We start from the raw sequence: 23,572 nt of genomic DNA, 5'->3' as shown, positions 1-23,572 counted from the left end.
CGCTACAGCGTTTTAGTGGTAGTCGCAAGGATTGCAGGTATTTCAAAGTGTTGCGCATATTGCAAATGCAATGTGCCTAGGCGCAACAGCGCCCGGACCCTCGACGTTTGCCTCAAGTTTACCGCCGCGCCTGCAGGGCCATCGCCGAAATCACTGATTCATCTGAAAAGGTAATATCTTGAGCGCTCACCTCGGTAAACGAACCTGCGGCGCGATCCCAGGCCACGGCTTTTGAAAAGTCTGCCAAGCGCTGTTTATGCTCGGATTTGAAATTGACGGATGGTCGACAAAGATGGCGGCGCCAAACCATTTGCGGAAACAGGCAGGCCAGTCATTCGCGGTCGTGAATTCGTGTCACGCTTGCTGGCGCCCCAACGGATCGAGGCTTCTGACAAAACCGTCCCAAGATGGCTTCTCAGAACTATGGCATCGCTAGGCGATCGGCTGACGGCCCTGTCGAGAGGCGCAGTCCGCCTGCCTGTAACGCCAACCACGGCGCGGAAATCACACCGGATATCGACAAGGCACGGCGCGAACTCGGTTATGTGCCACTGATCGACATGGAGGAAGGAATGCGGGAATTAGAAAAGCGTCGCTCAGAACTAGGCGCGGACTGAAAGCGCATCACCGCGTGTGGAAGAAGAACATGCAAACGGCCGCTTCTCTCCAAAGCGGCCGTTTCGGCATCGATACGTGAACGACGGGATGGGGCGCGAACCGCCCCATCGTCGTGGAACGTGCCAACTCACTCTTATTTCGCTGGATTAAGCCGACTTACGGCCAGAGGAGATCGGCGGCACTCGCCCCGTTCTTTTCGCGCTTCATGCTGCAACGATAAACTGTGCGCGCGCTGCATCGCCGGTCTTCCAGTTCATCTCAGGATATTCGCGGTAGGATTACATGCTTGCACCCATCCGACGAATCTCAGTCCCTGATGTCAACGGCCGAGCAGACCATTGACGATCGGGGCGCAATTGATCGTGATTGGAGATGGTCGCGAAAGGCTGAACCGGTCCTCATTTAGAATGTAGAAAGAAGCACCGAGGACCACGCTGCGTCATCGAATGAAAAATTCAACCGGAACGACCAGCTCCAACGTATCCCCGGCTCTTTCCTCCGGCGGCTTGGGCAGCGGCTGGGCGCGGTTCGGCAGGGACATGGCCTCGCGATCCAGTTCGGCAAAGCCGGAGGAACGCTCAAGACTTGCAGACAGCACGCGCCCACCCCGGTCCATCACGAAGCGGATATACGGCACGCCCTGCTGGCGGCGCGATCGCGCTCCGGCGGGATAGCGGCGGTACTTGTTCAGCCTTGCCAGCACCCGCCCCTCCCAGGTGTCGGCCGCATTGCTCGATACTTGCGGCGCGGGCGGTGCCGGCACTGTCTTGGGGGCGGCCGTTTCGGTCTGCGCCGGGGCCGGATCTGCGGGCCGGGGCGGCGTAATCACCGCAGGTGTCTGCACGGACGAAAGCGGAATGGCGACGGGCTCATGAACGGCAAGCACGGCGGGCTTCGGAACCGGCTGCTGCTTTTCGGTAGGACGCGGCGCTTCCTTGTCCTTTGGCGGGGTTTCTTCCGGCGAGGCCAGCGGCACACTATCGACGACCAGCGGGGCCGAAGGTTTGGGGGCGTCGACGACTGCCGTGAAGGTCGCAAGCAAGGCGACGATTACGACGGCATAGAGGCTGGCCGTACCCGCAAGCCCCAGCCAGCGGCTGCCGCCGCTCGTGCGATAGCGCTCAGGCACATCGACGAGCGGCGGCGGGCCGGAAAACGGCGACGGGATTTCCGAAACCATCGGATTTTGGCGCCGCCGCTCACTCACAGCTTGTAGCGCGCCGTGAACAGCACGTTGCGCGGGGCACCGTAGGTGTAGGACGTGTAGAGGCCGTATCCGTCATAATAGGTCTTGTCGAAAAGATTGTTCAACACGACCGACAGTGAGAGGTGATCGTTCACCTCGTACCCGCCGATCAGGCCGACCACGGCGACATTGCCTTGCTTCGCTGTGCCATAGGAGGTCGCGTAGTATGTGGCGTCCTGCCAGGTCAGATTGGCACCGATCATCGCCCGGTCGAGGCTGCCACCGCTGAAGCGATAGGACGTGGCAAGCTTGCCCTGGTTCTGGGGCAGGCCCGTGTTGACGCGCGATCCCGCAGCCGTGCGCGCATGGAGGTAGGTGTAGCCGCCCTGGATCTGCCAGCCCGGCAGGATCTCGCCGGAAACCTCGAACTCCACGCCCTTGCTGGTGACACCATCCGCCCCCTCGTACGCCTGCGCGCCGGAAGGCGTCGTCGCGCCGGGAATGGCGACGGCGACGTTGTTTTGCTTGATATAGAACGCCGCAAGACTGGTATTCAGGGCACCGCCCAGGAACTCTCCCTTGATGCCGGCTTCGTAATTGTCGCCCGTGACCGGATCGAGCAGGTTGTCATCCTCGCCATAGACCGACGCGGGTGAGAAAATCTGCGTGTAGCTGCCGTAGAGCGACAGGTTCTTGGCGAAATCGTAGACCACGCCGGCATAGGGCACGAACTTGCCATTCTCATCGAGGCGGCGGCTGAGCACGCTGTTGACCACGTCGCGCAGCTTGTAGGTGGTAAAATTGGTCCCAAGGATCACCGAAAGGCCATCGAGCGGTCGCAGGCGGGCCGTGGCATAGGCGCTGGTCTCACGCTCCATCGTACGGCGCGCCGAAACCGTTGCGCCGGTCCAATCCTGCAGCGGGGCGATCTGCCCATCCCAGTCGGCCAGCAGCGTGGTTTCGTTCTTGTAGGCATCGGTGCGGTGCAGCACCCCGCGCGTCCACGAATAGCCCGCAACGACATCCGCGTCCCATCCACCTAGATCGAGATGGCCAGTGACCTGCGCGTCCACGCCCTTGGCCTTGCGGTCCGGATCGAGCGTCGTGTTGTAGATCGTCGCAGTGCCGGTCTGCCGGTTCGGCGCGATCGAGCCGTAGATCTGCCGCACCAGCATGTCGCGGATCAGGCGCGAATCCGTCAGCCGCACCCGCGCCTGCCAATCGGGCGAGAAATCGTGCTTCACGTCGACGAAGACCTTGCGGCTTTTGGTTTCGAGATAGGCGCCCTTGCTGGACGGGCTCCACGAACGCTTGGCGATGAAGCGCGTGCCGTCGGACCAGAACAGCGGGATGGCACCATATGTCGAACCGTCGGTGTGCGAATACTGGTACTCCACCCCGGCATCGACCAGCGTATCGGGCGTCAGATCGTATTCGAGGATGCCGTAATAGGTCTGCACTTCCTTGTGGTAGTAGTCGGAAAAATTGTCACGGCTCTCGAACGCGGCGACCGCGCGGGCGCGCAGCGTGCCTTCCTTGTTAAGCGGGCCGGAAATGTCGGCCTCTCCGCGATAGCGGTTCCACGAGCCAGCGCTGAACGAGGCATAGCCCTGCAACTCGCTGGTCGGGCGCTTCAGCACCAGATTGATCGCGGCAGAGGGATTGCCCACGCCCTTCAGCAGCCCGCTGGCGCCGCGGACAACCTCCACTCGGTCCAGCGTCACGGTATCGACTTGCGTCAGGAAGCTGGCGCTGGCGTCCTGGTCATAGGATCGCAACCCGTCGACCTGGACGATGGTGGTCGAAAACCCGCGCGAATAGAGGAAGTGCCGATCGCTGTCGTCGTGCGAAAGGACGATGCCGGGCACGACCCGCAATGCGTCGGTGACCGAGATCAGCTGCTGATCGTCCAACTGCTGCCGGGTCACGACCGACATCGATTGCGGCGTTTCGCGCGGCGAAAGGTCGAGGCGAGTGACACCCTTGGTCTGGCGGATCGTGTAGGACCCGGTGCCTTCGGTGGCATTGGGGTCGCTGGTCATGCTGGCGGGAATGCCGTAGTCGCCCCCGTCACCCTGGACCTGCACCGGGCCGAGCTGAATGGTACCACTGGCCGACTGCGGCGCACGCTCCAGCGTGGCAGTGCCCGCACCGGTGAAGCGGAAGGTAAGGCCCGTGCCCGAAAGTAGGCGTGAAAGCGCCTCCGCCGCGCCGAATTCGCCCTTTACCGGCGACGAACTGGCGCCTTCTGCCAAATCGGCCGGATAGGCCACCTGTACGCCGGACTGCTGCATGTACTGACGGATCGCGCCCGGCAGCGGCTGCGCGGCGATGTCGAAGCTGCGGACGGCTTGCCGCGCGCTCTGCGCCAGAGCCGGCGTCGCCGCGGAAAGCGCAAACACGCCTCCCGATGCCAGCAACGACAGACGAAGGGTGGCGCCGACGACGCGGCGATACGATTGCAACGACATTCTATGATCCCCTGCTCGACCCATGCGAGACGCGTTCAATAATGCGAATGCGCCGCATTAGCGGCACGTTCACAATGTCTGACGCGGGGCGGGGGCAGCTTCCTAACACCAGGGCGAAAAAATTATCGAGCCGGACGCAATACGGCGATCCCGGCCAGGCGATAGACGTTGAAACCCGCCATCTGGGCGATGGCATCGATAGCCTCGTCCGGCCGGTCGGTACGAAACGCCGCGCTGATACGCGTGGCGCGGGACGACGCGCCCATTACCAGCACCGGCCCGCGGCGATAGCGGCCAACCGCCCCAATCGCATCGCCCACCGATACCTTGTCGAGCAGCAGTTCGCCATTGCGCCAGACGGCAATGTCGGTCGGCGCGGCATCATCCATCCGGTGCACCGGTCCTCCAGCCTCATACCGCGCGCGTTGCGATGCATGCAGGGCCGCAGCCACCACGGGGGTGCCGGATCGGACCTCCACCGCGCCCTGCGTCACGCCGACCAGCACCGCGTTGCTCTCCCGGCGAACCTCAAAGGCCGTGCCGACATCCTCCGTGACACCGCCAAGTGCCTCCACCCGAAACGGCCGACGGTCACCATGCGATACGTCGAACCAGGCATCACCCTTGAGCAGCGAAACCATCCGCTCGTTTTCGCTGAAGTGGACCGCGATCGCTGACCCGGCGTCAAGCACGGCGGCCGAGCCATCGGGAAGCGTTACGCTTTCCACCGCGATCCCGCTGTGGTGATCGGCCCGCAGTGCCAGCGTTACGTCCGGGAGGGCAAGCACAGCGGCCAGCGCCGCCGCACCGGCAACGGCGATCCCGGGCGCGATCCCCTGCCATGCACGCGCGGGCGATCCACTCTGCCGTCGCCATGGCAGACGCCGTGGCCGCCTGGGTGGCACATATGTCGGCATACTTGCCGGCCCTAGCGCCCGCCACAGCGCGCGTTGGTGCTCGAACGCCCCATTGTTGTCGGGATGCGCAGCACGCCATTGCCGGAAGCGATCAAGCTCCTCGCCATCCATCTCGCCGGATGCAAGACGTGCGATCCAGCCGCGCGCCGTTTCCGCCAGTTCCTCTTCGGGTTCCATCACACCCCCGGCCATCTAGTCATGCGCAGGCAAAAATCGCGGCCTGTCATCTGGCATGACGTTCCGGGATCGGGCTTTCCCAACAGGGGCGTGCAGATTTTCCTCACGGCTGGTTCCGCACATCGTCCAGCGCCTTCAGGGCGCGACGGATATGACGTTCGACGATGGTCGTCGAAACCTTGTAGCGCTCCGCGATTTCCCGCTGGGTCAGGCCTTCGAAACGGTTGAGGCGGAAGATCGTTCGAGTCGGTTCCGGCAGCGCCTCCAGCGCCGCCATGATGCGCTCCAGCATGTCCCTGCCGATGGCCACACGGTCGGGCGCCGGGCTGTCGTCTTCCACCCAGAGTACGTCGGCCACTGCCGCCTCGATCTCGGCCCCGCGCCGCTTCGAGGCGCGCAGAACGTCGGTCGCCGCATTCATGGCAAGGCGGTGGAGATAGGCTGCCGGATTGTCGATCGGCGGATGATCGTGAACGGTCTGGATCTTCAGCCAAAGCCCTTGCGTCACATCCTCCGCCGCGCGTTCGTCGCGCAGCATCCGCCGCAGCCGCTTCATCAGCGACGGCCGCTCTCGCAGCAGCAGATGGGACAGGACAAGCGCGTTGGTGGACATGGGCTCCGCTCGTGACAATGGGGCCCCTAGAGAATTTGCGAATGACTCGCAACTACTCTCGGGTCCGCTGTCTTACGAATTTCATCTGTGCCAGCAGTGTGCCGTCGATGCCTGGCGGAAAGGGGGCGATCACAGATTTGGCCCAAGGTAGCCGAAAACGGCTCGCTCGATGCGTCCTTGCAGACCGGCCATGTCCATTTTGCCTCGCCCTTCTGCAGCGTCGTTCATGCCCTTGATGATCGCCGGACAATCGGCGGCAGCGGTTTCAAGCCGGTCCGGCAGCCCCGGGAAAGTATTGGACAGGTCCGATCGTAAAACCTCGGTTGACTGGTCCGTGAAGCTTCAGGATCGTGCAAACGATCGTTGTATCTGATCGCAGCACAAGTCGAAGGCGAGCCTAATCTGAGGCTCTTTAAGCCCATCGGGATGTGCCACGACATATACGTCAAGCGGCGGCAGTTCGACATGCGTGAACAACTGGACAAGACCTTCGGCGGATATGCAGGGCAACACTCCCACTCCCATTCCAGCTCTGACAGCGATCGTAAGTGCGTCGAACGAGGATAGACGGAGCGGCCTGGCGGCGAAACCCATGGCACGAACTGCCCGCATTACCGCCATTTCGCTTAAGGGCGAGGCAAGATCGATCAGTTCTGCTTGATGCATCTGCGGATGGGATCCGAGGGTGCGGAGATATTCTTCGCTGGCGTAGAACCCGAATGGAATCTGCGCCACCGTGCGATATATCAGCGAAGGCTCGCCCAGGTGCACCGAGCGGACCGCTATGTCTACAGCGCCTTTCGCCACTTTGACCAGGCGCTGATCGGTCAATAGTTCGACCCAGCATCCCGGCATTGCGCTACGAAGTTCTGCGATCACGTCGATCAGGATCGGCGTAAAGCCTTCTCCCGACGAGAGGGTGACAGTGCTGCCGGCCCCGTCACTAACGCCCACTTGTGGGGCAAGGGTCCGCTCCATCGCTTCGGCGACCGCCACAAGTTGCCGTCCTCGTGCCGTTGGCCTCACTCCTTCCGAACCACGATGCAACAGCGCTTGGCCTAGTGCGTCTTCAAGCCGGTCCATACGCCGCGAAAGGGAGGATGGTACCATGCCGACAATTCGGCTGGCCTGAAGGAAGCTCCCGCGCCGAACTACCGCCAGAAAGAGGCGAAGGTCGTCCCAATCCAGATTTTGTTTTGCATTCATGAAAAGCTGATTTGCATGGGTGATCGTTCTACGCAAATCAATCTGTCGCTAAGTCGCAGATCCCGCTCTCAATCAAGGACGCCGATCATGTCGACTGCATTCGTAACCGGAGCAACCGGATTGCTGGGAAGCAACCTCGTTCGCCTCCTACTGAAGCAAGGGTATCAGGTGAAAGCACTCGCCCGATCTCGCGAAAAGGCACACCGGCAATTTGCCTCTGAGAAGGAAATCTCGGCGCTGACGGTCATCGAGGGCGACATGGCGCAGATCGACCAGTTTGCTGCAGCCCTACAGGGCTGCGACGTGGTCTTTCACACGGCCGCGTACTTTCGCGAAAGCTACCGCGGCGGCCGGCATTGGGCTGAACTGCAAGCCATCAATGTCGACGGCACCCGGCAGCTGATCGAGGCGGCCTACCAGGCCGGAGTGCGAAAGTTCATACACACGAGTTCGATCGCCGTGCTGGACGGCCCGCGCGGCGGCCTGATCGACGAGACGATGATCCGCGACGAAGCCGATGCCGACGATTATTATCGCAGCAAAATCCTATCCGACCGGGCAGTGGCAGAAGCGCTCGATCGCTATCCGGACCTCTTCGCCTGCTTCATCCTGCCCGGCTGGATGCACGGCCCCGGCGATCTGGGGCCAACCTCGGCGGGCCAATTCACACTCGACTACCTGCACGGCCGCTTGCCGGGAGTGCCGCCGGGCACCTTTGCGTTCGTCGATGCCCGGGATGTTGCGCACGCCCTGATCATTGCCGCCGAAAAAGGAAGGCGCGGCGAGCGATATCTTGCCGCCGGTCGGCATGTTGCGATGCGCGATCTTATGCAATGCTATGCGCAGGTCACCGGCATCGCGGCCCCAAAGCGAGTCATACCTCCCGCCGTGTTATGGGTCGTGGCCGGCTTTCAGGAACTGTCGGCCAGATTGATGGGCAAGTCTGCCCTCATGGGACTCGCCACGGTTCGTCTCATGTTGCGCGAAGCCGATCGTACCCGCTTCGACCACCGCAAGTCTGAGCACGATCTCGGCCTTTCCTTTCGGCCAATCCACGAAACCATTGCCGACGAGGTGACATGGTTACGCAACGCGGAACCAGCCTGAAATTTGAACGGAAACCGTGTGTCTTTATACGAGCGGCCGTTTGGGCTGCCCTCTTGATGGAGCGAGAGCGGCCAATTCCTCTCTCCCGGAAGCTGCGAAGCCGCAATAGCTCTCGACTTATTGCGAATTGATCGCAGCATCGCTAAGCGCGCACGAAATGTCATCGAACGCCAGTGCCTTGACGCGTCTGCTGTTGACGGAACGCCGCTCGCTTCTGCGGCTGGCGCAGCGCATTGTCGGCAATGCGCCGGCGGCAGAGGATGTGACGCAAAGCCTGTGGTTCCGCGTCCAGCGGGTGGAGGACGATCCGCCTATCCTCAACAAGAAGGCATTCCTCTACCGCCTCGCCACCAATCTGGCGACCGACCATGTGCGTGCCGCTGCGCGCCACGGCAAGCTGTTCGACGGCGGCGAACTGCCATTGGAAGTAACGGCGGATACCCCTTCCGCCGAAACCCGGATGGTCGACCGGGAGCGGCTGCAACGGCTTGAGGCGGCTCTGGAGGAGTTGCCGTTACGCTGTCGTCAGGTCTTCACGCTTCGGCGCATCGACGGGCTGCCCGCGCAGGAGGTAGCGGAAAGGCTGGGCATAACGCTCAATGCCGTAGCGAAGCACGTACGCATCGCGGTGCGGCATTGTCATGCCAGACTTCAGGATGATACGGACGCGTGACTTTCTTTTTTCGCAGCGAACAGTCCCGATCCGCGCACGCCGGACGTCTCCCGTTTATAGGCGTCGGCATGGCCATGGCATGTCGCAAGCCCGAGGAACCGCGCCGGTGATGGCAGACGACACCATTCCTGACGAGATCGCCGACGAGGCGGCGCGCTGGTTCGCAGAGCGCGACAGTGGGTTGCTGAGCGACGAGGCGGAACTGGATGCCTGGCTCGCGGCCGACCCGCGCCATGCGCAGGCTTTCGCGGAAATGGAAGTCGTGTGGTCCGATCTTGCCGCCGTGACGGTCGTGCCGGACGTTCGTGCATCGCTGGCTCCCCATCGCGTCTTGCCAGTGCCGTCTTCGCTCACGCGCGCTCCCGTTCGCCGATGGGTACCGACCGCATTGGCCGCCAGTCTCTGCTTGTTGATCGTCGGCAAAGTCTATGACGTGCCCACCCGCCTGCAGGCCGATGCCATGACCGCGACGGGCGAGCAGCGCACGATCGATCTGCCGGACGGTTCGCGCATCCTTCTCAATACCCAAAGCGCCGTGGCGTTCGACTATACGCCCGGCCGACGGACGATCCGATTGCTGAAGGGAGAGGCCGCCTTCGCCGTGGCCCCCGATCGCGCCCGCCCGTTCACGGTCGAGGCGAACGGTGGCAGTACGACGGCACTGGGAACGCGCTTCCTGGTGCGCGCGGTCGATGACGTTACGCGGGTGAGCGTCACCGAGCACCGTGTGCGCGTGGCCTATCCGGCACCGGGCGGCAACTCCGTCGATATCGGCGAGGGCGGCAGCGTCACGTATGACGGCACGCGCGGTATCGGTCCGCTGGAAGCCGGCAAGGTCGCCGATGCGGATGCCTGGACGCAAGGGTTCCTGACGTTCGAGAACCGACCGCTGTCCGAAGTCGTTGCCGAACTGGGCCGCTATCATCCGGGCTTCATCCAGGTCGTCGGCGAAGAGGTACGCGCACGGCGCGTCAGCGGTGTGTTCAACGTTCACGATCCGGTCGGCGCAGTCGCCAAGCTGCAGGGATCACTGAGCCTGAAGTCGGTTCGCCTGACCGACCGCATGATCTTCATTTACGGCTGAATCCGCGCTCTGACGCGGCCCGTGCGAAAAAATACAAAAAAATCTGGCCCCGGCAGTCCCGTTCTTCCTCCGTCACACGTCAAAGTTTTGAGAGCGCGTCGCAATAGCGTCATCCGCGCTCCCATTCGTTCATGATCTTGGGGGTTTTTCCGTGAATTCGAACCGTCTGCGCCGCCCTGTCCGATCGGCGGCCCGCAGCCTTGCCCTTGGCCTGCTGACCACCACCACGCTCTCTATCGGCATCGCCGCCGTTCCAGGCATGGCCTTGGCCCAAACTGCGGTCACTTACGACATTGCCGCCGGCCCGCTTCCCGCTGCGCTCAACCAGCTTGCGCGGCAGGCGCGGATCGAGCTGATCTACGATGCTCCGCTGACGCAGGGCATTTCGACCAGCGGCCTCAAAGGCAGCTTCGGCTCGACCGAGGCGCTGTCCCGCTTGTTGGCCGGAACAGGCTTGACCTTCCGCCAGACCGCGCCGCGCACTTTCACGATCGAACGCGCACCGCAAGTGGCGGACGGTGCCACCCAGCTTGGCCCAGTCCGCGTCGAGGGCGGCAACGAGACCGTGGCAGGCACCGGAACCGATGGCGCGAACCTTGCTCTCACCATGACCGAAGGCACCAAGTCGCTCGCCGGTCAGTACGCACAAGTCGGCGGTAAATCGGCCGAGCGGATCCGCGAAATCCCACGCAGCGTCACTGTGCTGACCGCGCAGGAGATCGAGGACAAGAACATCACCACCGTCACCAATGCGCTGGATCAGGTGACGGGCATCTACGTCGCCTCGTACAATACGCGCACGCCGGTGTTCTACTCACGCGGGTTTCTGCTGCAGAACCTGACGATCGACGGCGGCAGCCCGATGCGCATGCATGACGGGTTACAGTCGATCATCAACGGCGTCGGTCTGCCCAACTTGCTGGCCTACGATCACGTCGAGGTAATGCGCGGGGCGGACGGGCTCTATTCGGGCAACGGCGATGCCAGCGGCACTGTCAACCTGGTGCGCAAGCGTCCGACCGCGGAGCGCCAGATCAAGTTCGCGGCCTATGCCGGAAGCTGGAACAATTACCGCGCAGAACTGGACGTGGGCGGCCCGCTCAACGCATCCGGCACCTTGCGCGCACGCGTGGTTGCGGGCTGGCAGGACGCAGATTCCTACTTCACCGGCGCCTACACCAAGGACAAGTTCGGCTACGGCATCATCGAGTGGGACGTAACCCCCGATACCACGCTGTCCGCCGGTGTCAGCTATGACGATCTCAACGCCCAGAAGTACGAGCGCACCCTGGCGTGGCGAAGCGGCAGTCTGGGTACGCCGGAAAACTTGCCGATCCTGTCCAAGCGGGATTCGTGGATGCCCGAATGGGCCTATGACAAGGCACAGACGCTCCAGTACTTCGCCAAGGTCAGCCACGATTTCGGCGCGGACTGGAACCTGACCGTCAACGCCACCCGCAACGAAGTCGATTCCAACGAACTCTACGGCTATTACGGCATCGGCATCAATTCGGACGCGGCAACGCCCAGCGGCTACTTCATGCGCTGGATGTCGCACGGCCATGCCAATCAGACGATGGTGGACGCCAACCTCAAGGGCAAGTTTACGCTGTTCGGACAGCAACACGATGTTGCGGTCGGTGCCAACTGGTCGCGCAGTCAGGCCAATTCCACCAATCCCATCGGCGGCATCGCCGGCGTCACGGTAGAGGAATACCTGACCTACTACCGCTACGCGAAGCCAACCAAGGCCGAGATCGCGACTTGGACCAATTACGGCGAATGGGGCAGCGTCTACGGCGAGAACGGCTGGGATACGACGCGCTACGGCTTCTGGGGCACGCTGGGCATGCACCTTGCCGATCCCGTCAAGCTGATCGTCGGCGGCCGCTACAGCCGCAACGACAACTTTCGCGACCAGTCCATCGGCAAGTTCGTACCCTACGCCGCCGCGACTTACGACTTCTCGCGCGATTGGACGGCTTACGCCAGCTACTCGGAAATCTTCGAGCCGATGCAGAACATCGTGCCGATCGGTCAATGGAACGAAGATCCGACCAAGATCACCTATTCCGACAAGCCGACCACTGGCCGCAACTACGAAGCGGGCGTGAAGGGAGACCTTGCCGGCGGCGCGCTTCAGGCGGCGGTTTCGGTCTTCTACATCGAGAAGAACAACGTCTACGTGAACGACGAGGAGCAGGGGCAGGTCGTCATCCCCGGCTATGGCACCACGTATATGCAGCGCGTCGCGAAGCTGCAGACCAGCAAGGGCTTCGATGCCGAACTGAAAGGCGCTCTGACGCAGAACTGGCAGATTTCCGCAGGATACACCTTCAACGTCACCAAGAACAAGGAAGACGACGGCGCGCCGATCCTGCTCTGGGCGCCCAAGCACTCGGCACGGCTGTGGAGCACCTATCAGCTTCCCGGCGCGCTCGAAGGTCTGCGCGTGGGGGGCGGCGTCCGGGTGTTCGGCAACAGCGACTTGCGCAAGGGCTACGCGGTGATCGGCGCCAGCGCCGATTACGATATCAACCGACATCTGACGCTCGGCATCTACATCGACAACCTTGCCAACGAGACCTACCGCGTCTCCACCAGCAGCGCGGCGACTTATGGCAATCCGCGCAACTTCATGGTGACCCTGCGCGGGAACTACTGAGGCGATGTCCGGCGCGAAATCCCAAGGCTTTCGCCAGTCGATGGCAGCGCTCCACACGTGGGTGGGGCTGCTGCCGGGCTGGCTGCTGTTCCTGATCTTCCTGTTCGGGACGACCGCCTATTTCCAGCAGGAGATTTCGCGCTGGATGCGACCGGAAATGTCCGCGTCCGCTTCATCTCGGTCGCCGTCATTTCCGGCGCTCGCAGCGGCCGACACACTCCTGCGTGTTCGGGCAACCGGCGCTCAGGAGTGGAACCTGTCGCTGCCCGCGCGGGGCGGACAAGTGGTGCGCGTCTCGTGGGAAGGCGGCGAAGCGGCCGAAGGCAAGGCCACGCTCGACCCCGCCACGGGGCGAGAGATCACCGTACGCGAGACGCAAGGCGGGAATTTCCTCTATCGCTTCCATTACGACCTCTACGCGATGCCGCGCATCTGGGCGCGCAGTCTCGTATCGATCGCGGCGTTGGCGATGTTGGTGGCGATCCTGTCCGGTGTGGTCACGCACAAGAAGATCTTCGCCGACTTCTTCACGTTGCGGTTCTGGAAAGGCCAACGGAGCTGGCTCGACAGCCATAACGTAACGGCGGTGCTGGCCCTGCCGTTCCATCTGATGATCACTTATACCGGGCTTGCAGCGCTGCTTTTCACGATCATGCCTTGGGCGCTCGATACGCAGTTTCCAGCCCGCAAGGCATTCAACGCGGCGGCCTATCCCGATGCCCCGGAATTTCCGGCGTCCGGCCGGACCGGCGCGATGCTACCCCCACCAGCGCTGGCCGAAAAGGCGGAAGCCTTGTGGGGCGGCGGGCATCTTGGCGGCCTTTCGATCGACCATCCCGGCGACGCCAATGCCACCGCATCGGCCTACGCGCTGCGTGACCGGCTCGGGCGTCCCAGCCCGCGTCTGATCCTGTCCGCAACCGATGGGCGGCTGCTTCATCGCGCCCCGACAGAGGGTGGCGCTCGGGCGACGCAGGACGTGATGATCCTGCTTCACCTCGGCACATTTGCGGAGACAGGCTTACGCTGGCTCTATTTCGTTTCGGGGGCGCTGGGCACGGCGATGGTAGGCACAGGCCTCGTCCTGTGGACCGTCAAGCGGCGGCAGCGCCTTCCCGATCCGGCCCGGCCGCACTTCGGCTTCCGGCTGGTAGAACGGCTCAACATCGCGATGATGGTCGGCCCCGTCGCCGGGATCGCCGCCTACTTCCTCGCCAATCGCCTGTTGCCGCTGGACGTCGCATTGCGTGACGAATGGGAGATCGATTGCCTGTTCCTGGTATGGGGCGGCGGCGTCGCCTGGGCGCTGGCACGGCCGGCAGCACGGGCCTGGATCGAGACGCTGGCGGTATCCGCCGCGCTCTACGCGCTGGTTCCGCTCGTCAACTCGCTCACCACTGCGCGCGGGCTGGTGCCGAGCTTGATCGCAGGTGACTGGGTCTTTGTCGGCTTCGATCTGATGATGTTCGTTGCCGCGGGTCTGCTGGCGTTAGCCGCATGGCGCCTCGCGGCCCGCAAGGCGAAGGTTCCGCCACGCCGCACACGGACCGGGACGGAGATCATGGCATGACCCACGTTGTTGTCGGCACTCTCTGCCTTGGCGGCTTTGCCCTGCTGCTCATGGCCATGGCGCGGCACCAGCAGGACTGGCTGCGGCGCAAATTGGCCGCTCCGGTCTCTCGCGCCTTGCGCTGGACCGGCTTTGGCCTGCTGGCTTTCGCCTTCCTGCATGCCGGATCGCGGCTGGGTTGGGGCTATGGCGCAGTCGTCTGGTTCGGATGGCTGACGCTTGCCAGCCTTGCCATCGTCACCGTGCAGACCAACCGGGAACGGATCATGCGCCAGGTGCGGCGATGAAGGCACCCGCATCCACGCACTGGTCCACGACCGCCCGAGTGCTGGCCGGAACGCTGGGCGCCTATGCGCTGACGTCGCTGCTGACCGTCGCCGTCTCACGCCTGATGATACGTCTCGGCGTCGATGCGGTGGAGGCCGTCACCGGGGTGACGCTAGCCAGTTTCGCGGTTTTTGCAGGTGTTTCGATCGCGGTGTTCCATGCCCGCAGCCCGGCGCATGCCTGGCTCTGGCTTTTCGTTTTCGGCCTGCCTTGTGGGCTCGCCATGCTCGCCCTGCGCGCCGGATGACTGCCATGATCACTTCTCTCGCCGCACGTCCGCGGCCCCATATCCATTCCGAGCCGTTCGCGCCCGAACCCGCCGTTGCTTCCCGCCGCTATGCCGAGCAGCCTGCGTCGCTCGGCACGCGTCTGATCGGGCTTGGCGGTACGAGCGGGGTGGGCCTTGCGATCCTCGCCGGCCTGTTCCTGACGTGGCAGACCTACACCGCCGCGCCGCCGCCGGCGACGCTCACGGCCGTCAACGTCGCGCCGCCCGCAGCCCCGCCAGAGCCGGTCCGGGAGGTCCCGCCGGGTCCCGAACAGGTCAAGAAGGACAAGCCTGTCCCACAACCGGATCAGCCCGCGATCGAAACGCCGAAGATCGTCCTGCCCAGCACCAACATCGTGGCCGCAGCGCCGCCTGCCCTTCCCACTCCGCCCGATCCGGGCCCGCCAATCAAGGAGACCACCGCGCCCGTCAGCAAGCCCGCGCCGCCGGCCCCACAGATGTCGAGCGGTAAACCGACCTGGCAGGGCATGGTGCTCGCCGCGCTGGACAAAGTGAAGCGTTACCCGCGCGATGCGCATTTCGCGCGGCAGCAGGGCGTGCCCTACATCCGCTTCACGATGGACCGGCAGGGCAAAATTCTCTCGGTCTCGCTGGAGCGATCCTCCGGCATTCGCTCGCTCGATCAGGAGGCGCTGGCCCTGCCGAAGCGCGCGCAGCCGCTGCCGAAACCGCCCGAGGACGTGAAGGGCGAAAGCATCGAACTCGTCGTGCCGGTCGAGTTCTTCATGCGCTGAGGGAATTCACATGAGTTACAGCAGCCGATTTTTGCGCCGCCGCCCACGCATCGAGCGCCAGGTGCTGGCGATCTTGCGCGGCGAAGACGATCTTCTGCTCACCGGCAGCGATGCGCAAGCCTTCGCGGCGCTGCGCCAATTGGCCAGAAGCAATGGGTTTGTGATCCACGAACCAAAGACGATCTACGTCGGCGATCACGAACTCGCCCTGCTGTCCTGGCTCGCCGCTGCGCAAAGGATTTCGGCATCCCACCTGAGGCCAAAGGATCGCATGTTGGCCGCGAATATACGCCGGTGCGCCATGCTGTTGGAAAATGCGGGACTGCGCCTTTATCCGCTTACGCTCTACAGCCGGATGCTTGAGCACACAGGATTTGTGCAAGCGAAGCTCGCACATGAGGTGTCAGCTTTGCCAACGTCCCGAACTCCTTAGAGTTGTCGCTCTTGGATTTGCGATTGATCGTCCAGAAATGTCGCGACTTGCCCGTAACACCCTGCCCCGGCTCGGGCTTCGGCGACAGAGTCGACGTTGAGCACCTTATTTCAGCTCCCTGAAAGCGGCCCTCGGTTAAGCAAGATATGGATAAAGCCGAACGATCGCGCGTGGGGCGACAGCCGTCATCGCTCGCCTGCCTTGAACGGTATAAGTTACAGGTGATAAACGACAATTCGGAGACGGCATTACTACCTTCTGCCTCATGGACATTGAAGTAAATCACTTTGAGGCGCCGCCCGCTCGCGGTAATGATCCAGCACCGGTTGCGCGCCATTCCGGCTGAAAACCGACCTCAAGCCGTCTGCGGAAGCGGCGGCCGCCACCGCGGCGCGCTTAACCATCGTTTCCTCGAAGGCTGTAATTGCCGACCAATCTTCATCATTCGCAATCGCATCCGCCAAATCGACGGCATCCGCCAAGGCCAAGTTCACCCCCTGTCCGGCAAATGGCGACATCACATGTGCCGCATCTCCAAGCAAAGTCAGGCCTCGCTGGCTATTCCAGCGATGGCCAATCGGCAGGGCATAGAGCGGGCGAGCACCGATGATGTCCCCGGTCTCCACGATCTTTCGCAGCGTGGGGGCCCAATCGGCAAACGACCGCTGCAATTCGGCCCTTAGCTCAACTTCTGACATATGCCTCCATTTCGCTGCGATCTCTTCGGGTGCACGGATGCCGGCATAGCCGCGAATGTGTCCAAATCCGTTGCGCTGCGTGATCAGGGCTGAATCCTTGCCAACCGCGAACATCTTGCCTGCTCCCGTCAGCGCGTCGATCGCAGGATGGCGTCGCGAGTCAAAGCCTAGCTCCGCAAAGGCTACTCCTTCGTAGATTGGCTCCGCGTCACTGAGAAGCGAGCGTACGCGTGACCAGGCACCATCGGCGCCGATGACTATATCGAAGTCCTCCTGCCAATCGTCTCCCACAATCGCGTATCCGTTCCCAGCAGGCACGACCTTCACAATGCGACTGTTCCAACGGATCGTACCGGGAGTGAGCGAGCCGATCAGAATCCTGCGCAGTTCGGTGCGATCTATCTCGGGCCGGTTGTGACCAATGCCGTCGCTTTCGAACAGGAGTTGCCCGTTCGCGTCGTAGAGCCGATCGCCTTGATCCTCCGGGCGCGCGGCCAATGCAAATTCGTGCTCCAGCCGGGCGCGTCGAATCGCATGCTGTCCGGTGTCATCGTGTAAATCCAGCGATCCGCCCTGCGGACGATCGTCGGCGTGAACGTCACGCTCGAAGACGATCGGGGCCATGCCATGCAGTTCAAGCATTCTGGCCAACATCAAGCCGCCTGGCCCGCCGCCGACGATAGCGATCCGCTTCATTGTCATACCAGCCACTTCCCGTTATCCATAGGCACCTATATACAGAACCATAGGAGCCTATGCAATGGCGATCGAAGAGTGGGATCCGCTCAGTAAGCCGGGCCATTACATCAGCCGTATCTCACGCTCACTCACGCGGATCGGCGATGTGAGACTTCGCGACCTGGGTTTTGCAACGGGCCAGTTGCCGGTGCTTGCTGCGCTGAAAGACGGTAGACGCATGTCGCAAGCCGAACTGGCTCGTTGGGCCAAGGTAGAACAGCCGAGCATGGCGCAATTGCTGAACCGGATGGAACGAGATGGACTGATAGGCCGGGAGCCGGATCCTGCGGATCGACGCTCTAGCCTCGTGCATCTCACAGACAAGGCGCAGCAGCGGCTGCCGGCAGGACAGGCGGTCTTGCGTCAGGGCAATGACGAGATGACGCAAGGAATGTCGTCGGAGGAGGTCGCGCTATTGGTCTCCTTGCTTGGCCGCCTTCTTGAGAACGTCGAGGAGATGGAGAAGAAGACTGTGGTCTCGCGCAAGTAGACTCACCCGAAGGTGAGACCGGATACTCACCTGCTTCCTCCAACAGCTTCAACTCTTCGGTAGAGGCAAGCAAACCAGGTGAGCCATTGCCCCTTCTCCGGTAGGGAACGAGGGCCGAAAGCTCATACTTCGACGGCAAGGTCATCGTAGTCTGCAAGTGTGCCGCCGCGTGCCAGCACGCGCTGGTAGTCCTGTTTGCGACGCTCATCGATTTCGGTGTTGCTGACTCCACGCCGCCAATAGCCGGCAATGGCGAGGTCCTGTTTGTTCAGACCCAGCCCAACGAAGTGCTGCCGGATCGACCGCATCTCACGCCGCTCGCCAGCGCCCCACACGGCCCAGCCGGCTGCGTCGGCCATTCGTTTGGCCTGAGACAGGAGAACGTCTGCCTCGGCATCGTCTTGCACGTCGATCCTCATCAGTGCCAGCCCCTCGATCTGCGGCAGTTCAGCGAAGGCCTCGGCGTCCTTCGTGGCGACCCATCCTTTCCCGGTGATCCCAGCCGGCCATTGCCGAAGCAGCGAATGGAGCGCGGGTATTCCCGTTTCGTCGAGAAACAGGGCCACCTTGCGCCCCATCGCTTCCGGTATCCCGAGATGGGGCCTGGGCCCGGTCAACTCAAAGGAATCCCCGATGGCGAGAGCGGAGGTCCAGCGCATCATCGGACTTTCTCCTTCATGGAGAACGACGTCAAAGGTGAAGCAGCCCGAACCGTCATAGTCGCGCACGGTGTAGATCCGCGAAATGCCACCATAGTCGGCCCCCAGATGGATGCGGAAAGCCACATTGGGTTGCGACCAGTTCGGGTCGTCGGTCGAAGAAACGAGCCGGGCGCTGACGCGCAGGATAGAGCGGCTCGGCCGCGTAATCGCTTCGACGATGGCCCGAACTTCATGCAGCTCCCTGTCGTGCTCTTCCTCTCGCAATCTGGTGCCCGCCTGCGATGCCATCTGCGTATTCTGGTTTCCGTCGGCCATGTCATGCCTCCTGATTCAATTGATTCATGCGTTGCATCGCCCGGCGCTCATCGACGGAAACGACGACTATCGGTCATCGCTGGCGGATTGATCCGTGCGCCTTGGCGTTACCGAACTTCGCGCAACTGTAGATTGGCCTGCCGAGAGTAAGTAACCGATAGGCCGACGCGACCAGCAACGAAGGCAGCCCGCATTGGCGGGCGATATCGTAAGTTTCGATCAAACGTAGCCCCGGGACCGCCGTCGTCAGGTCGACAGGTCGTTTCACGCCCCATGAGAACACCGCGCCGGTCTTCGAGACGCTGGGATGGCGATGGGACTGGCTCACCATCAGCGGCGAGGCGAGATCGAGCGCAACGGTCAAGCCGGAGCCACGCTCCTCCGCCCGCGCGGACAACTCCCGAAGCCAGGACAGCGCCTGCTGCGGTTGGAGATACATGGAAACACCCTCGGCGATCATCATCACCGGCCGTCCATGATGCCAGGGAATGCTGTTGCCCCACCCCGGGACATCGGTACCGTCCGCCGCAAGCGACGTGACGTTGGCCAGAGTGGGAACATAAGCTTCGCGCAGGGACACGACCTCTGGAAAGTCGATATCCACCCAGTCAACGCCCGGCGGCGGCAACAACCGATTGGCGCGCGTGTCGAGGCCGGACCCGATCGAGATCACCAGCCCATGCGGATTGTCATTCAGCCAGTCATTGACGATCCGGTCGAACCATTGCCCCCTTGCCACGCACCCGCGCATGCTCGCCTTGTCGTGCGAGAAGCGATCCGGGTCGAAGCCGATCGCCTTGCCCACCGCTTCGGCCGCGGGATCGGCGAAGTGCAAATCCGGATTGCGGCGATGCGCGATCAGCCGCGCGGCCAGCGGGATCAGCAAAGTCTCCGGCACGCCGGCCAGGTTCGAAGTACCCAATTGCGTCGTCATTGCGTTTTCATCCTTTTGCGCCCGGATGTGCACCGTGTCATTGCGCGCCGATCCGCCATGCCGCCGAGCGGGCCCGATGGCTCCAGAGCCGACGGTATCGGCCATCCTCAGCCATGAGTGTCTCGTGCGTACCGCGTTCGGCGATGGCTCCGCCTTCAAGAACCAGGATCTGGTCCGCCGCCTGGATCGTGCCCAGCTTGTGCGCCACGACGATCAGCGTCTTGTCCGCTACCAGCCGGGCCATGGCCTGCTGCACGGCGCGTTCGTTGGTAGGGTCGATCGCCGCGGTTGCCTCATCCAGCAGCACGATCGGCGCGTCCTTCAGGATGGCCCGCGCAATCGAGATGCGCTGGCGCTCCCCGCCCGAAAGGCTGGCACCGCCCTCCTCCACCCGCGTCGCGTACCCGTCCGGCAAAGCCATGATGAAATCATGCGCGCAGGCTGCTCGCGCGGCCGCTTCGACTTCGGCGCGCGACGCTCCGTCGCGACCGAAAGCGATGTTGTCGTAGAGCGTTCCGCTGAACAGGAACACGTCCTGGAACACCACGGTGACGAGGCTGTTGAGCCGCTCCTCATCGATCTCGCGAATATCCACGCCGCCGATGACGATGCGTCCGCTGTCGAGATCCCAGAAACGCGCAAGCAGGTTGAGGATCGTGCTCTTGCCCGCGCCTGATGGACCGACAATGGCTGTCATCGTTCGCTCCGGCACTTCGAAATCGACACCGTCGAGCACCGGCTTGCCCGCGACATAGGAAAACCCGGCATCCTCGAACCGAATGCCAAATCCATCGGGCTCACGAGAGGTTTTGGGACTGGCCGGCATCTCGGCCGTCATGATGCGATCGATACGGGTTAGCGAAGCATCGGCCATGCGCGTCAGTTCCATGACCGAGATCAGCGCCAGCAAGGGCGAATAGAGCGAGAAGATCAGGACAAGAACGGCAATCAGCGCGCCCGCGTCGATGTGCCCGTCAAGGTGCCGCGCCCCACCCGCCAGGATCATCAGCGGAGCGCCGAGCATGAGCACGGCACCGAACAGCACCAATGGCAAAGTCAACTGCATCACCATGCGCACGGAAATGTCGCGAAAATCGCGGAGCGTGGCGCGGAAGCTCTCCTCACCCTTTGCCAGCCGGTTGAAGGCCCGGATGACGGCCATGCCCTGCACGTATTCGATCATGCGTGCGCCGGCTGCGGCCTGCATGTCCTGTCGGCGGATGCCAAGCACCGCGAGCCGGCGGCTGGTCCAGGCGAACAGCGGCAATGCTACCGCGATCGAGACGAGCGCCGCCAGCGCCACCGCCCAGTCCTTCCAGGCAAGATACCCCAGCACGATCACCGGCAACCCGAACCCCTGTGCAATCCGCGGCAGCGCGTCCGAGAGGAAACTCTCCAGCATCTGCATGTCGGAGGTCAGCACGGTGACGGTGTCGCCCTTGTGCCGCGAGAGATGGAAGGCCATCGGTAGCCGCCGTAGACGGTCGAGGATCGCCAGACGCAGATCGCGCGCCAGCTCGAAGCTGGAGAGCCAGCTGCTCTGCGCCGAAAGATAGCTGAACAGCGTCTGTCCCAGCAACGACAGTACGACCAGCGCAGTGACTTGCCCGATGCGAGCCCCGCTCAGTGGCTCTCCGCCTGCCAGCGCCGTTACGATCCAGATCATCGCGCCGAACGACAATCCCAGCGAAAGCGATTGAGCAAAACGATAGAGGATGCCGCGCATCACTTTGCCCCGCATCGGGCCCGCCAGCGTCCACACCCGGTGCAGGCTCGCGAAGTCGGAACGGACGGCGGCGATCTCATCCACGTGCATGGATATCGCTTTCGCACTCATGCCACGGTCTCCATCTCGCTGTTCGATCCGGCCGGCCGAAGCTGCGTGCTCTGGGCGAAAACGTAATCCTCCCATAGCCGGGCATAGAGACGTCCCTCGGAAACCAGGTCGCCATGCGTGCCCCGCTCGGCGACACGTCCATCCGCGATGGCCAGGATCTGGTCAGCGGCCATGATCGTGTGCAGGCGGTGCGCAACCATGATCAGCGTGCGCCCTTGGGTGAGCGCGCCGATGGCGTCCTGGATCGCCGCCTCGTTATCGGGATCGGCGAATGCGGTGGCTTCGTCGAGCACGATCACCGGTGCGTCTTTGAGGATTGCCCGGGCAATCGCGATGCGCTGGCGCTCGCCACCGGACAGGGTGCGGCCCTGCTCACCCAGAGGCGTATCGTAGCCAAGCGGTAGTGCCTGAATGAAGTCATGCGCACGTGCCGCTTCGGCCGCGGCGCGTACTTCCGCGTCGCTGGCATCGGGCTTGCCGAAGCGGATATTGGCCGCGATCGTGTCGGAGAACAGGAACGTGTCCTGAAATACGAAGGCCACCGTTTCCATAAGCTGGTCCAGGCTCAGCTCGCGCACGTTCACCCCGCCGATGGTCACCTTGCCGCCGCGAACGTCGCGGAAGCGGGCAACCAGGGCGGCGATGGTGCTTTTGCCCGATCCGGATGGGCCGACCAGCGCGGTCACTTCGCCGGTGCGCGCGATGAAATCGACCCCGTGCAACACGTCGGCATCGCCATAACCGAAGCGGACGCCTTCGAACGCAACGTCATGATGCGGCAGCACGATCCGCTCGCGAGAATCCGCCTGCGGTGCCTCGTTCAGCAGGTCGGCAATGGCGGTCGATCCCATCGCAATATGGGCTAGGCCGTGGAACTGGTTGAACAGCTTGAGCAGCGGCTGGCTGTAATTGGCCCCCAGCACCACGAACAGCAGAAGTGTCGGCAGATCGAGCGTGCCCTGCCGCATCAATATCAGCCCCACTGGCAGGATCACCACGATGTTGGCCAACACCAGCATGTAGAACGCGCCGCCCAGCGGCAGGTATTCCTGCGACCATCGCGTTTCGATGGCCGCGTAGTCACGCACCGCATCGCTCGTCTCGGCAAAGCTCTCACCAGTGCGGTTGAAGACTTTCACTACCGCCATGCCGGCAAGATACTCGACGATCGCACCGTTCATGCGGGCGCCTGCCGCCTGATAAGCCTTCGCATGCTTGCCCCCGCGCGACATGCCGATGGACAGCAGCACGAACGATATGGGCGTCAGCACAATGGCCGCCAGCGCCATGCGCCAGTCGACCACGAACAGCCAAACCGATACAGCCAGCCAGGTGGCGACGGCGCTGACGCCTTCGGGTAGCCCGTGAGCGATGATCGCTTCCAGCTTCTCAGGCTCATCCACCACAAGCTTCTTGGCATCGCCGCTGGCGCGACTTGCGAAGTAGCCCAGCGGCAGACGGGCCATGTGACGGGCGATGGTCAGGCGAAGACGGTGGATCACATCGAACGCGACGATGTGGGACTGCGCCAGCGCCAGTCCCATCGATGCGAAGCCCACGACGATCGCCGCCGCCGCCAGCGCTGCATGCGATACCACCATTGGCCAGTTCAGCGCGCCATCCGCTGCGGCAACGACAAGGCGGTATACAACCCAGATCGGCACAAGCTCGGCGCAAACACCCAACGTCGCCAAAGCAATCGCCAGCACCATGCGTCCGGATGATTGATGCAACTGGCCCCTTATCAGGCGCAAGGGAGCGAGATAGTCAGGCCCCTGGGGGGCGTCGGCATCCGTGACGGACATGGCAGTCTCCGCTATGGAGGAAA

Annotated in this window: 21 protein-coding genes; 10 read left to right on the top strand and 11 right to left on the bottom strand. The window is 63.0% G+C overall.

The genetic code is table 11. From position 1 onward, the window contains the following. Window positions 1–118 precede the first annotated feature (118 nt). From WBP07_RS28555 to WBP07_RS28530, 6 genes are all read right to left on the bottom strand, one after another. Window positions 119–247 (bottom strand): hypothetical protein, encoded by a 129-nt coding sequence (locus WBP07_RS28555; protein WP_395396615.1) that lies wholly within the window; start codon window positions 245–247, stop codon window positions 119–121. A gap of 810 nt (window positions 248–1,057) precedes the next feature. Next, entirely contained in the window at window positions 1,058–1,798 is a 741-nt protein-coding gene (locus WBP07_RS28550; RefSeq protein WP_395396614.1) for a TonB family protein, read from the bottom strand. A 23-nt stretch (window positions 1,799–1,821) separates the two neighbouring features. Next, window positions 1,822–4,275 (bottom strand): TonB-dependent siderophore receptor, encoded by a 2,454-nt coding sequence (locus WBP07_RS28545; RefSeq protein ID WP_395396613.1) that lies wholly within the window; start codon window positions 4,273–4,275, stop codon window positions 1,822–1,824. Window positions 4,276–4,397: 122 nt separating this feature from the next. Further along, complete coding sequence (locus WBP07_RS28540) at window positions 4,398–5,369, bottom strand: FecR family protein (protein ID WP_395396612.1); 972 nt, start codon at window positions 5,367–5,369, stop codon at window positions 4,398–4,400. Window positions 5,370–5,472: 103 nt separating this feature from the next. After that, complete coding sequence (locus WBP07_RS28535) at window positions 5,473–5,982, bottom strand: RNA polymerase sigma factor (protein WP_395396611.1); 510 nt, start codon at window positions 5,980–5,982, stop codon at window positions 5,473–5,475. 342 nt (window positions 5,983–6,324) lie between these two features. Further along, the gene (locus WBP07_RS28530; protein WP_395396610.1) at window positions 6,325–7,188 is read right to left on the bottom strand and encodes a LysR family transcriptional regulator; all 864 of its coding nucleotides are present in this window, start codon (window positions 7,186–7,188) and stop codon (window positions 6,325–6,327) included. 87 nt (window positions 7,189–7,275) lie between these two features. Between WBP07_RS28530 and WBP07_RS28525 the strand changes: the two genes are divergently transcribed. The 9 genes from WBP07_RS28525 (at window position 7,276) to WBP07_RS28485 (ending at window position 16,070) form a co-directional block, all read left to right on the top strand. Beyond that, window positions 7,276–8,295 carry an SDR family oxidoreductase gene (locus WBP07_RS28525; protein ID WP_395396609.1) on the top strand — a complete coding sequence of 340 codons (1,020 nt, stop codon included), beginning with the start codon at window positions 7,276–7,278 and terminating at the stop codon, window positions 8,293–8,295. 157 nt (window positions 8,296–8,452) lie between these two features. Further along, window positions 8,453–8,968, top strand: coding sequence for an RNA polymerase sigma factor (locus tag WBP07_RS28520; protein WP_395396608.1), 516 nt, complete (start codon window positions 8,453–8,455; stop codon window positions 8,966–8,968). A 79-nt stretch (window positions 8,969–9,047) separates the two neighbouring features. Further along, window positions 9,048–10,052 carry a FecR family protein gene (locus WBP07_RS28515; protein WP_395396607.1) on the top strand — a complete coding sequence of 335 codons (1,005 nt, stop codon included), beginning with the start codon at window positions 9,048–9,050 and terminating at the stop codon, window positions 10,050–10,052. 151 nt (window positions 10,053–10,203) lie between these two features. Further along, window positions 10,204–12,717, top strand: coding sequence for a TonB-dependent siderophore receptor (locus WBP07_RS28510; protein WP_395396606.1), 2,514 nt, complete (start codon window positions 10,204–10,206; stop codon window positions 12,715–12,717). Between the two features lie 40 nt (window positions 12,718–12,757). Further along, window positions 12,758–14,287, top strand: coding sequence for a PepSY-associated TM helix domain-containing protein (locus WBP07_RS28505; protein WP_395396605.1), 1,530 nt, complete (start codon window positions 12,758–12,760; stop codon window positions 14,285–14,287). Next, window positions 14,284–14,574: a DUF3325 domain-containing protein gene (locus WBP07_RS28500; RefSeq protein ID WP_395396604.1), complete on the top strand. Its 291-nt coding sequence runs from the start codon at window positions 14,284–14,286 to the stop codon at window positions 14,572–14,574. Before WBP07_RS28505 ends, WBP07_RS28500 begins: the two co-directional genes overlap by 4 nt. Then, window positions 14,571–14,861, top strand: coding sequence for a hypothetical protein (locus WBP07_RS28495; protein WP_395396603.1), 291 nt, complete (start codon window positions 14,571–14,573; stop codon window positions 14,859–14,861). Before WBP07_RS28500 ends, WBP07_RS28495 begins: the two co-directional genes overlap by 4 nt. Window positions 14,862–14,866: 5 nt before the next feature. Then, a complete protein-coding gene (locus WBP07_RS28490; protein WP_395396602.1) occupies window positions 14,867–15,637 on the top strand; it encodes an energy transducer TonB in 771 nt (256 codons plus the stop codon). Between the two features lie 10 nt (window positions 15,638–15,647). Next, complete coding sequence (locus WBP07_RS28485) at window positions 15,648–16,070, top strand: hypothetical protein (RefSeq protein WP_395396601.1); 423 nt, start codon at window positions 15,648–15,650, stop codon at window positions 16,068–16,070. A gap of 263 nt (window positions 16,071–16,333) precedes the next feature. Here WBP07_RS28485 and WBP07_RS28480 read toward each other — a convergent pair whose 3' ends face one another. Beyond that, window positions 16,334–17,464 (bottom strand): FAD-dependent oxidoreductase, encoded by a 1,131-nt coding sequence (locus WBP07_RS28480; RefSeq protein ID WP_395396600.1) that lies wholly within the window; start codon window positions 17,462–17,464, stop codon window positions 16,334–16,336. Between the two features lie 64 nt (window positions 17,465–17,528). Between WBP07_RS28480 and WBP07_RS28475 the strand changes: the two genes are divergently transcribed. Next, window positions 17,529–17,996 (top strand): MarR family winged helix-turn-helix transcriptional regulator, encoded by a 468-nt coding sequence (locus WBP07_RS28475; RefSeq protein ID WP_395396599.1) that lies wholly within the window; start codon window positions 17,529–17,531, stop codon window positions 17,994–17,996. A 122-nt stretch (window positions 17,997–18,118) separates the two neighbouring features. On the opposite strand, the gene WBP07_RS28470 is transcribed toward WBP07_RS28475, so the two are convergent. The 4 genes from WBP07_RS28470 to WBP07_RS28455 form a co-directional block, all read right to left on the bottom strand. Then, window positions 18,119–18,973 (bottom strand): siderophore-interacting protein, encoded by an 855-nt coding sequence (locus tag WBP07_RS28470; RefSeq protein WP_395396598.1) that lies wholly within the window; start codon window positions 18,971–18,973, stop codon window positions 18,119–18,121. A 73-nt stretch (window positions 18,974–19,046) separates the two neighbouring features. Further along, window positions 19,047–19,907 carry a class I SAM-dependent methyltransferase gene (locus WBP07_RS28465; protein ID WP_395396597.1) on the bottom strand — a complete coding sequence of 287 codons (861 nt, stop codon included), beginning with the start codon at window positions 19,905–19,907 and terminating at the stop codon, window positions 19,047–19,049. Between the two features lie 37 nt (window positions 19,908–19,944). Further along, entirely contained in the window at window positions 19,945–21,744 is a 1,800-nt protein-coding gene (locus tag WBP07_RS28460) for an ABC transporter ATP-binding protein (protein WP_395396596.1), read from the bottom strand. Further along, window positions 21,741–23,549 (bottom strand): ABC transporter ATP-binding protein, encoded by a 1,809-nt coding sequence (locus tag WBP07_RS28455; RefSeq protein ID WP_395396595.1) that lies wholly within the window; start codon window positions 23,547–23,549, stop codon window positions 21,741–21,743. Before WBP07_RS28455 ends, WBP07_RS28460 begins: the two co-directional genes overlap by 4 nt. Between the last annotated feature and the right edge of the window lie 23 nt (window positions 23,550–23,572).

The sequence above is a fragment of the Novosphingobium oxfordense genome, from assembly GCF_044029435.1.
GTDB lineage: Bacteria > Pseudomonadota > Alphaproteobacteria > Sphingomonadales > Sphingomonadaceae > Novosphingobium.
Note: the sequence above shows the minus strand (reverse complement) of the source record. Positions and strands in the feature narration are given on the sequence as shown.